At 69.5% G+C, this 10,559-nt stretch carries 9 protein-coding genes; 4 read left to right on the top strand and 5 right to left on the bottom strand.

From position 1 onward, the window contains the following. Positions 1-108 precede the first annotated feature (108 nt). From ACFQE5_RS16195 to ACFQE5_RS16175, 5 genes are all read right to left on the bottom strand, one after another. The gene (locus ACFQE5_RS16195; protein ID WP_379586008.1) at positions 109-561 is read right to left on the bottom strand and encodes a hypothetical protein; all 453 of its coding nucleotides are present in this window, start codon (positions 559-561) and stop codon (positions 109-111) included. Next, on the bottom strand, positions 554-1,966 hold the full coding sequence (locus ACFQE5_RS16190; RefSeq protein WP_379586006.1) for an FMN-binding glutamate synthase family protein: 1,413 nt from the start codon (positions 1,964-1,966) through the stop codon (positions 554-556). Before ACFQE5_RS16190 ends, ACFQE5_RS16195 begins: the two co-directional genes overlap by 8 nt. Before the next feature lie 63 nt (positions 1,967-2,029). Continuing rightward, a complete protein-coding gene (locus ACFQE5_RS16185) occupies positions 2,030-2,815 on the bottom strand; it encodes a GltB/FmdC/FwdC-like GXGXG domain-containing protein (RefSeq protein ID WP_379586004.1) in 786 nt (261 codons plus the stop codon). Further along, positions 2,812-3,663: a class II glutamine amidotransferase gene (locus ACFQE5_RS16180; protein ID WP_379586002.1), complete on the bottom strand. Its 852-nt coding sequence runs from the start codon at positions 3,661-3,663 to the stop codon at positions 2,812-2,814. The genes ACFQE5_RS16185 and ACFQE5_RS16180 overlap by 4 nt, the downstream gene beginning before the upstream one ends. A 109-nt stretch (positions 3,664-3,772) precedes the next feature. Continuing rightward, positions 3,773-5,167, bottom strand: a complete 1,395-nt coding sequence (locus ACFQE5_RS16175; RefSeq protein ID WP_379586001.1) for a glutamine synthetase family protein — start codon at positions 5,165-5,167, stop codon at positions 3,773-3,775. Positions 5,168-5,416: 249 nt separating this feature from the next. Between ACFQE5_RS16175 and ACFQE5_RS16170 the strand changes: the two genes are divergently transcribed. The 4 genes from ACFQE5_RS16170 to ACFQE5_RS16155 are packed head-to-tail and all read left to right on the top strand — an operon-like array spanning position 5,417 to position 10,556. Next, positions 5,417-6,712, top strand: a complete 1,296-nt coding sequence (locus ACFQE5_RS16170) for an FAD-dependent oxidoreductase (RefSeq protein ID WP_379585998.1) — start codon at positions 5,417-5,419, stop codon at positions 6,710-6,712. Positions 6,713-6,749: 37 nt separating this feature from the next. Continuing rightward, positions 6,750-7,019 (top strand): sarcosine oxidase subunit delta, encoded by a 270-nt coding sequence (locus ACFQE5_RS16165; RefSeq protein ID WP_379585997.1) that lies wholly within the window; start codon positions 6,750-6,752, stop codon positions 7,017-7,019. Next, positions 7,016-9,901: a 2Fe-2S iron-sulfur cluster-binding protein gene (locus ACFQE5_RS16160; protein WP_379585996.1), complete on the top strand. Its 2,886-nt coding sequence runs from the start codon at positions 7,016-7,018 to the stop codon at positions 9,899-9,901. Before ACFQE5_RS16165 ends, ACFQE5_RS16160 begins: the two co-directional genes overlap by 4 nt. Next, on the top strand, positions 9,894-10,556 hold the full coding sequence (locus ACFQE5_RS16155) for a sarcosine oxidase subunit gamma (protein WP_379585994.1): 663 nt from the start codon (positions 9,894-9,896) through the stop codon (positions 10,554-10,556). Before ACFQE5_RS16160 ends, ACFQE5_RS16155 begins: the two co-directional genes overlap by 8 nt. The last annotated feature ends 3 nt before the right edge of the window (positions 10,557-10,559 follow it).

Here is a 10,559-nt window from a genome sequence, read left to right as displayed (position 1 = left end):
GGCGCGCCGCCGGGCGGCGCGCGGGTCGCCGACGTAGCGGCGCGCTACGCGGGAAGCGAACGACCGACGGCGGGGCCGGTCTGCTCGGATCCGGCCCCGCCGTCCGGCCTAGTGTCCGGGTGGCGGTTCCCAGCCCGCCAACCGCGGGGGCGTCCAGGACTCACCCACGGTCGGCGAGCCCTCGATCCACGACCCCAGCGACGGCTGCGGGAACTTGGCGTGCTTGTGCTTGAGCCACACGCCGTAGGAGTTCCCCTCCTGCAGATGCTTGATCAACACCTTGCGGGCGAACTCGTCCCCCCGGCCCTCGGGAATCTCGAAGTGAATCTTGAGGAAGGCGTTGGTGTAGCGGTCGAACACGGCCGGCATGCCGTCCTCCTCCATGAGGTGGATGTCCTCCAGCCAGTTCAGGTCCTCACCCGGGGTCGCCGTGGCGAGGTCGATGTCCTCGACCAGGGAGCGGTCGAACTGGTAGGGAAAGGTCTTGCCGGTCAGCTCCTCGGTGTCGATGCCCTTGCGGGTGGTCAGCTTGCGGGAGGAGAGGTCGAACTGGTCAGACATCGCGGGCACTCCCCTCGTTGGCGACGTGCTTGGCCAGCAGGGACCGGATCTCCGAGAGCGCCTGCTTCTCGGTCACGCCCGGGATGTAGCCGGTACCCGCGAGCGGAACCTTGGCCATCGCCGCCGCCTCGGTGGTGAGCGCGCACAGGTCCTCGGGTTCGAGGCTGTGCACATCGGTCTTGCCGCAGGCCCTGGCGAGCATCTGGACCTCCAGGGTGAGGGTGTGCAGGAAGTTGTAGACCCGCTCGGCGGCCTCGTCGACGACCAGCCGCTTGCGCAGCTCGGGGTCCTGGGTGGCGACCCCGACGGGGCAGCGCCCGGTGTGACAGTGGTAGCAACGGCCGGCGGGCACGCCGACGGTGCCCTCGTAGTCGGTGACGCCGGGAATCTCCTTGTTGCAGTTGAGCGCCATGAGCATCGAATGCCCCATCGCCACCGCCTTGGCCCCCAGCGCCAGGCACTTGGCCACGTCGCCGCCGTTGCGGATGCCGCCCGCGACGACGAGGTCGATCTCGTCGGCGAGGCCGACGTCCTCGAGCGCCCGGCGCGCCTCCGGGATCGCCGCCATCAGCGGGATTCCCGTCTCCTCGGTGGCGATGTGCGGACCTGCGCCGGTGCTGCCCTCGGCGCCGTCGAGGTAGATGATGTCCGGCCCGCATTTGGCGGCCATCCGCACGTCGTCGTACACCCGGGCGGCGCCGAGCTTGAGCTGGATCGGGACCTGGTAGTCGGTGGCCTCCCGGATCTCCTGGATCTTCAGCGAGAGATCGTCGGGCCCGAGCCAGTCCGGGTGACGCGCCGGGCTGCGCTGGTCGATCCCCGCCGGGAGCGAGCGCATCTCGGCGACCTGCTCGGTCACCTTCTGCCCCATCAGGTGCCCGCCGAGCCCCACCTTGCAGCCCTGCCCGATGAAGAACTCCACGGCGTCGGCGAGCATCAGGTGGTGCGGGTTGAACCCGTATCGGCTCTGGATGACCTGGTAGTACCACTTGGTCGACAGGTCGCGTTCGGGCGGGATCATGCCGCCCTCACCCGAACATGTCGCGGTGCCGGCCATCGACGCGCCCTTCGCCAGCGCCATCTTGGCCTCCAGCGACAGCGCCCCGAAGCTCATCCCCGTGACGTAGATCGGGATGTCCAGCTCCAGGGGCCGCTTGGCGAACCGCGCGCCCAGGACGGTCTTGGTCTCGCACTTCTCCCGGTACCCCTCGATGACGAACCGGGTGAGCGTGCCGGGCATGAACATCAGCTGGTCCCAGTGCGGGATCGGCTTGAACATCGAGAACCCGCGCATGCGGTAGCGGCCGAGCTCCGCCTTCGCGTGGATGTCGTTGATGACGCGCGGGGTGAAGATGGGGCTTTCGCCGAGGCTGTCCGTGCTCAGCGCACCGTTGTGGGAGGTCATCCATTCACTCCTGGATCGCGCGGCCGCGCCGGGCCGCGGTGGTGGGGACGGCGGGGCGGTCCGTCACAGGACGAGCTTGCGCTCGCTTGGCTCGAGGCTGTCGTAGTTCCACAGCTTGCGGCCGCAGGTGAACTTGCGGAACGAGTCCGGGCGGTCCAGGCGGTAGATGCGGAACTTGCGATCGATGAGCTCCTCGTCCGCCGGGGTCATCTCGGCCTCCACGCAGTCCACCCCGAGCGAGGCGACCTTGCCCGCGACGTAGATGGCCCCGTCGTACATCGAGTCGCCGAGCCCGCCGCCCGCGTCGCCGCAGATGATCTGACGGCCGCGCTGCATCATGAACCCGGTGGTCGCCCCGGCGTTGCCGCCGACGATGATCGTGCCGCCCTTCTGGTCGATGCCGGTGCGCGCGCCGACATGACCGCGGATGACGAGGTCGCCACCGCGGATCGCCGCCCCGGTGAGCGAGCCCGCGTTCTTGTCGATCACCACGACGCCGGACATCATGTTCTCCGCGACCGACCAGCCGACCCGCCCGGTCACGTGGATCTCCGGACCGTCCACCAGCCCGCAGCCGAAGTAGCCGAGGCTGCCGTTGATCCGGATCCGGCAGCGGGTGAGGATCCCGACGGCGATCGAGTGCTTCGCCCCGGGGTTGTCGATGGTCACCTCGCGGATGCCCTCGCCGTAGACCAGCCGCCGCAGCTCCAGGTTGATCTGACGGGGGCTCAGGTCGGCGGCGTCGAACGACGCCGTGTCACCGTCGATCTTGGCGACCTTGGGCGCCACCGCATCCGGTTCGGCGAGCCCGCGAACGTCGTAACGGACACCGCGCTCGCCAGCCGTCACCGCGACCACACCATCACCTCGCGCTCGTAGGGGTCGTAAGAGTCGATCTCCTGCGGGAGGATCGCGCGGATCGCGCTCTCCTCGGAGGCGAGCGCGACCATGTTCTCGCCCTCGTGCAGGACCAGCGGCTTGGCCGCCATCTCGTCCTTGGCCATACCGAGGCTGTCCTTCGTCACGACCAGGTAGGTGAACACCCCGTCGAGATCGTCGAGGCTCTCCTTCATCGCGGCGTCCAGGCTCATCCCGGCGGCCAGCCGCTCGGCCAGGTAGACGGCGATGATCTCGGAGTCGCATTCGGACTGGAACCGGTGCCCGGACCGCTCCAGCCGCCTGCGCCACTGGTGGTAGTTGGTCAGCTGGCCGTTGTGCACCACGGCGACGTCGGAGAACGGGTAGGCCCAGTACGGGTGCGCGCCCGCGATATCCACATCGGACTCGGTTGCCATCCGGACGTGACCGATCCCGTGCGTGCCGCGGAAGTCGTTGAGCTGGTACGTGCCGGCGACGGTGTCGGCGTCGCCGAGGTCCTTCACGATCTCCAGCGAGTGCCCGAGCGAGAGCACCTCGCAGCCGGGGATGTTCTCCACGTAGTCGGCCAGCGGCTTGAGCTCGCCCTCGTAACGGAACGTCGCGCGGTAGGCGTAGGCCGACTCGCTCTGCACGCGGTCGACGCTTGCCCCGATCTTCGACAGCCGCGACTCGACCTCGCGACGGCTACGCTCCAGCCGCTCGCTGAAGTCGAAGTCCTGGGAATCGTTGGGGTCGGCGAGCGTGAACCGCATGACGAGCAGCTCGCTCGGCTCGCCGTAGAGCGCGTAGCCCGCGGAGTCCGGCCCCCGATGCTTCATCGACTGGAGCATCTGGGTGATCTCACGCCCGATGTCGCCGGCGCCATCCAGATGAATGATTCCCGCTATCCCGCACACGGCGGTCCTCCCTCTCCTGCTCGGGCCCCGGTCAGGGCAGGATGTCCAGATATTCGTTGATGTCCCATTCCGTCACCGTGGCGCAGAATCGCTCCCATTCGTCGCGTTTGTAATGCTCGAAGATCGTGTACATCTCGCCGGGCAGCGCGGATCGGACGACCTGGTCGCGCTCCAGCGCCGCGAGCGCGTCGCCGAGGTTCATCGGGATCTTGTGCGTCGCCTGCCCGGTGCTGACCTCGTAGCTGTTCCGGTTCTCCGGTGGGCCGGGGTCGATGTTGCGGGCGATCCCGTCACCCATCGCCTGAATCAGTGCGGCAAAGGACAGATACGGGTTGACCGAGGAGTCGGTCGCCTTGTATTCGAAGCGCCCCGGCGCGCTGACCCGCACCGTGGTCGTGCGGTTCTGGAATCCCCAGTTGGCATACACCGGGGCCCAGAACCCGGTGTCCCACAGCCTGCGGTAGGAGTTCACGGTCGGCGCGGTGACACAGACCAGGGCGTCCAGGTGCTCGAGGATCCCACCGAGCGCGCTCAGCCCGATCTTGCCCGGCATTCTCGGGTTGTCGGTATCGGGCAGGAACATGTTCGTATCGCCCTGCCACAGCGAGATGTTGTGGTGACAGGAGTTCGCGGAGACGCCCATGAACGGCTTGGGCATGAAGCAGGGAAAGGCACCCATCTCGCGGCCGACCTGCTTGCAGATCTGCCGGTAGGTGGTGAGCCGGTCGGCGGTCTGCTCGGCACGGTCGAACTGCCAGTTGAGCTCGAGCTGGCCGGGGGCGTCCTCGTGGTCACCCTGGATCATGTCCAGCCCCATCGCCTTGCAGTACTCGAGCACGCGGTGGATGAGCGGCTGGAGCTCGGCGAACTGGTCGATGTGGTAGCAGAACGGCTTGGTCTTGCCCTCGACCGACGGGGTGCCGTCCGGGTTCAGCTTGAGCCACATCATCTCCGGCTCGGTCCCCACCCTCAGGTGCATGCCGGTCTCGCGCTCGAACTCGGCGTGAATTCGCGCGAGATTGCCGCGACAGTCCGAGGTGAGATACGCACCGGGATCCTGCTCCTCCTCGCGACCGCGAAAGAGCGTGCAGAACACGCGGGCCGTCTGTGGGTCCCACGGCAGGATCTGGAATGTCTCGACGTCGGGCAGCCCGACGAGCTCCCAGGCGTCGGGCCCGTATCCGATGTAGTCGCCCTTCCGGTCGATGAAGAGATTGGCCGTCGACCCGTAAACGAGCTGGAATCCCTTTTCCGTCATCCGCTCCCAGTGCTCGGCCGGCACACCCTTACCCATGATGCGACCGGTGACCGAGACGAACTGGTAGTAGATGTAGGTGACTCCCTTCTCGTCGATCTGGCGGCGAACCTGACGGACTGCCTCGTCGCGACCGTCCTGGTTGACGAAGTTCTCGAGATCAGTAGGCATGGGCGGCCTCCTGGGTCGTTACCGGTGCGGACCTGACGTGAGAGCGGCCACAGGGAGTAGACCGCGTTTCGCACCGGGAGACAAGACCCTTCGCCGAATCGCAGAATCGGTACGTACATAAGTTAGGCTACCCTATTTTGATTCATGTTAGGCAACCTCGTCTACTTCCAGTAGACATCTCTTCCGTGCACTCCTATGCTCTGGGTCACACACCTGCCCCCTCCCACACGCCAGAGCCTGGAGGCACGCGTGCACCCAACCAACGGCCGGGTGAACGGACATCACCGCCGCAACGGGACCCCGCGCTACTCGGCATGGAGTTTGGTCCAGCACGGGCTGACCGGAGCCGAATGGTCCCGCGCCTGGCGGGTCCATCCGATGCGCAACAGCTACGACGTGGTGATCGTCGGCGGCGGTGTCCACGGCCTTGCCACCGCCTACTACCTCGCCACCAACCACGGGATCCGCAACGTCGCCGTGCTGGAGAAGTCCTACATCGGTGGCGGCGGATCAGGCCGCAACACCGCGATCCTGCGCTCGAACTACCTCACGCCCGAGGGCGTGCGCTTCTACGACCGCTCGGTGAAGCTCTACGAGCGTCTCGCCGCCGAGCTGAACTTCAACGTCATGTTCTCCCAGCGCGGGCACCTCACGCTGGCCCACAACGACAGCTCGCTGCGCACCATGCACTGGCGCGCCGAGGTCAACAAGCTCCAGAACGTCGAGTCCGAGGTCATCGGACCCGACACGATCAAGGAGCTGGTGCCCTACCTGGACACCTCGACCACGACCCGCTACCCCATCCTCGGCGCGCTCTACCACCCACCCGGCGGCATCATCCGGCACGACGCGGTGGTCTGGGGCTACGCCCGCGCGGCCGACGCCAACGGCGTACACATCCACCAGCGGACCGAGGTCACCGGCATCGACGTGGCGGGCGGACGGGTCACCGGGGTGCAGACCGACCGCGGCCGTATCGCCACCCCGGTCGTGGTCAACTGCACCGCGGGCTGGGCGACGCTGATCTCGGACATGGCCGGGGTACGGATGCCGGTGCAGACCTTCCCGCTGCAGGCGGCGGTCACCGAGCCGGTCAAGCCGTTCCTGGACACCGTCGTGGTCTCCGGCACCCTGCACGTCTACGTCAGCCAGACCGACCGCGGCGAGTTGGTGTTCGGCGCCAGCGTCGACCCGTTCGCGTCCTACTCGATGCGCGGCTCCCTGGAGTTCACCGAGGGCGTCGCCGGCCACGTGCTCGAGCTCATGCCGGCCCTGTCGAAGATGCGCCTGCTGCGGCAATGGGCCGGGCTGTGCGACATGACCCCGGACTACTCCCCGATCATGGGCCCGACGGAGGTCGAGGGCTTCTACGTCGACGTCGGCTGGGGGACCTACGGCTTCAAGGCGGGCCCGGTGTCCGGTGAGGCCATGGCCGACTGCATCGCGGCCCAGCGCCCGCCGGAGATCATCTCGGCCTTCGGCCTCGACCGTTTCCGGCAGGGACGCCTCGTCGGTGAGAAGGGCGCCGCGGCGGTCGGCCACTGAGCGCCCGCCCCCGAATGGACGAGAAGGTGATCGACAGATGATGCTGCTGACGTGTCCCTGGTGTGGGCCACGCAACTCCACCGAGTTCCGCTTCCGGGGCGAGTCGCACGCCCGCCCCCACCCCGACACCGCCACCCCCGGGCAATGGCGCGACTACCTCTACTTCGCCACCAACCCCCGGGGCTGGTCCCGAGAGACCTGGTACCACGGCTCGGGCTGCCGCCGGTACTTCACCGTCGAACGGCACACCGAGTCCAACGAGCTTCGGGCAACCGACGAACCACGCGCCGCGGAGGCACCCCGATGACGCAGGAGCAGCTCGCCCTCGCCGGCACCGGGGCGATGCGCCTCGGCCCCCAGGACGGCGAGGTGATCGACCGCCATCGCACGCTGACGTTCCGCTGGAACGGCAGGCAGCACCTCGCGCACCCCGGCGACACCATCGTCTCCGCGCTCGCGGCGGCGGGCGAGCGGGTGTTCTCCCGCAGCTTCAAGTACCACCGCCCGCGCGGCATCCTGACCGCCGACTACCTCGACCCGGGATGCCAGCTGCAGGTCGGCGACGAGCCGAACGTCCGTGCCGCGCACCGGCTGGTCGAGGCGGGTATGGAGGTGCGGTCGCAGAACACCTGGCCGTCCCTGCGTTTCGACGTCAAGGCCGTCAACGGGATGGTCGGGCGGTTCCTCTCGGCCGGGTTCTACTACAAGACGTTCATCAAGCCCGAGCGGCTCTGGCCGGTCTACGAGCGGGTGCTGCGGCAGTTCGTCCATGCCGGGACGGTCTCGCCGGACACCGCCCACGACTACTTCGACAAGCGTTACGCCCACCCCGACGTGCTCGTCGCGGGCGGCGGCCCGGCCGGGATGTCCGCCGCGCTGGCCGCGGCGCGGGCGGGTGCCTCGGTGCTGCTGGTCGACGAGCAGCACGCGCTCGGCGGGCGGCTGCGCTGGGGCGGTCCGCAGGAGCTGCACGAACTGCGCCGGCTCACCGCCGAGGTGGCCGCCGAACCGGGTATCGAGGTCCTGACCGACTCGGTCGTCGGGGGCCGCTTCGACGACAACTGGGTCGCGGTCGTGCAGCGCAACCTGCCGCATGTGGTGGAGCGGCTGGTGAAGGTCCGGGCCAAGGCTTTCGTGGTCGCGCCGGGGCTCATCGAGCGCCCGTACGTGTTCGAGGGCAACGACCTGCCCGGCGTGCTGCTGTCCACCGCGGTCCGCCGTCTGATCAACCTGTACGCGGTCAGACCCGGGGAACGCGCGGTCGTCCTGACCGCGAACCCCGAGGGCGACGCCGCGGTCGCCGATCTGCGGCGTGCGGGCGTCGAGGTGGCCGCCGTCGTGGACGCCCGCCACGGCCGCACGGTGACCCGCGCCCGCGGGCGTTCCGGCGTGCAGTCGGTGGAGCTGTCCGACGGCCGCCGGATCGACGCCGACCTGCTCGTCACCGCCGTCGGCTGGACCGCGCCCACCTCGCTGCTCAACATGTCCGGAGACCGGCCCTCCTACGACCCGCGCTCGGCCCGGTTCCGGCCCGACCCGGCCAGGCTCGCGGACAACGTCCTGGCGACCGGACGGATCATCGGGGACGGCTCGGCCGAGCAGATCGCCGCGCACGCCGCGGCGACCGGCCGGGAGGCCGCCCGGCGCGCCGCGCTGACCCGCGCCCGCTGGCACGCGCTGATCCCGACGCGGTCCGCCGACCGTCCCCTCGCGCAGGTCCCCGCCGAGCCCGTCGAGATCCCCGAGCTCGCGCCCGCGGCGCATCCGGAACTGTTCCGCGCCAGTACGCACGGCTTCGTGGACTTCTCCGAGGACGTCTCGTCGAAGGACCTGTTCGCCGCGGTCGCGGAGGGCTACGACTCGGTCGAGCTGGTCAAGCGCTATACCACCGTCACGATGGGTCCGGGCCAGGGCAAGCTGGAGACGGTGAACGCGGTGGCCGTCGTCGCCGAGGCCACGGGACGGACCATCGAGGAGACCGGCACCACGACCTGGCGGCCGATGTATGCCCCGGTCACCCTCGGCGCGCTGGCCGGCCGGATCTTCGAGCCGGTCCGCCACTCCCCCATGCAGGACTGGCACGCCCGCCACGGCGCGGTCCCGCTGGTCGCCGGGCAGTGGATCCGGCCCGAACACTACGGCGACCCGGCGGCCGAGGTGCGCACCGTGCGCAACGCCGTCGGGATCATCGACGTCACCCCGATCGGCAAGCTCGACCTGCGCGGCCCCGACGTGCCCGAGCTGCTCGACCTGCTGTACGTCAACAGGTGGAGCAACCTGGCCGTGGGTCGGGTGCGGTACGGCGTGATGTGCGCCGAGGACGGGGTCGTGCTCGACGACGGCGTCACCGGACGGCTCGGCGAGCAGCACTATCTGATGAGCACCACCTCCTCCGGCGCGGGCACGGTGTGGGAGTGGGTGGAGAACTGGCTGCAGACCGAGCACCCCGACTGGCAGGTGCACGTCACCCCGGTCACCACCGCCTACGCCAGCATCAACGTCGCCGGGCCCCGCTCCCGCGAGCTCGTCGGCCGGCTGGCCGAGGGGGTCGATCTGTCGCCCGAGGCGTTCGGCTATATGAACGTGCGCACCGGCACGGTGGCCGGCGTACCGGACTGCGTGCTGTGGCGCATCGGGTTCACCGGCGAGCTGAGCTACGAGATCCACGTTCCCGCGGCCTACGGCCTGCACGTCTGGGAGCAGCTGATGGCGGCGGGTGCCGATCTGGGGGTCGCCCCGTTCGGGATCGAGGCCCAGCGGATCCTGCGGCTGGAGAAGGGGCATTTCATCGTCGGCCAGGACACCGACGGCCTGACCCAGGCCTATACCGCCGGGCTCGGTTCGCTGATCAAGCTCGACAAACCCGATTTCGTCGGCAAACCGGAGCTGACCTGGCAGGCCGAACGCGGCGGGTATCCGCTGCTGGTCGGCCTGCAGCCGATCGACGGCCGGATCGTGCCACCGGAGGCCAGCCAGATCCTCGCCGGGGGACGGATCGCCGGCCGGATCACCTCCAGCCGGATGTCGCCGACGCTGGGCCGGTCGATCTGCCTCGGCCAGCTGCAGGCCGGCCTCGCCGAGCCCGGCACGGTCGTCACCGTGCGGCTGCCCGACGGCCGGGACATCCCGGCGACCGTGACCCCCCAGCTCGCACACGTCGACCCCGAGGGAGAGCGGCAACGTGTCTGACCTGATCGCGGCCCAACCCGTGGCGCGCAGCCCCATCGCACCGATCAAGCCCCGCATCGAGCACGGCTGGGAGGTCAGCGGTGCGCGGTCCACCGCGGCGCTGACCATCGCCGACGAGACCCCGATGGCCAAGGTGGCGGTGCGCGCGCCGTTCGACGGCGCGGTCGCCCGGCTGCTCGGCGTGGGGTTCGGCCGGGCGGCCCGCGGCCCGGCCGACCTGCACGCCCAGGGGCCGGCGGCGGCGCTGGTGATCGGCTCCGGGCCCGGCGAGTGGCTCGTCCTCGCCGCGCCCGGGACCGCCCCGGCACTCCGGGACCGGCTCGAGACGCTCGTCGCGGGCACCGGAGAGTTCGCCTCGGTCATCGATCTCACCCACGGCAGGGCGCTGCTGCGACTGCGCGGCGCCGAGGTACCCGCGATGCTGGCCAAGGTGTGCGCGATCGACCTGTCCGACGACGTCATCGCCGACGGTGCGGCGTTCCGGTCCTCGGTCGCCCGGCTGGTCACCGACGTCGTCCGGGACGACGTCGATGGCGTGCCGTCCTACCTGTTGCACTGCGAGCGGTCGTCGGGGCAGTACCTGTTCGACGCTCTGCTCGACGCCGGAGCCGAGTTCGGCATTGAGGTCACGGCTCCGGCCCGGGCCGCGGGCTGACGG

Origin of the sequence: Pseudonocardia hispaniensis, from assembly GCF_042658695.1 — a bacterium.
GTDB lineage: Bacteria > Actinomycetota > Actinomycetes > Mycobacteriales > Pseudonocardiaceae > Pseudonocardia > Pseudonocardia hispaniensis.
Note: the sequence above shows the minus strand (reverse complement) of the source record. Positions and strands in the feature narration are given on the sequence as shown.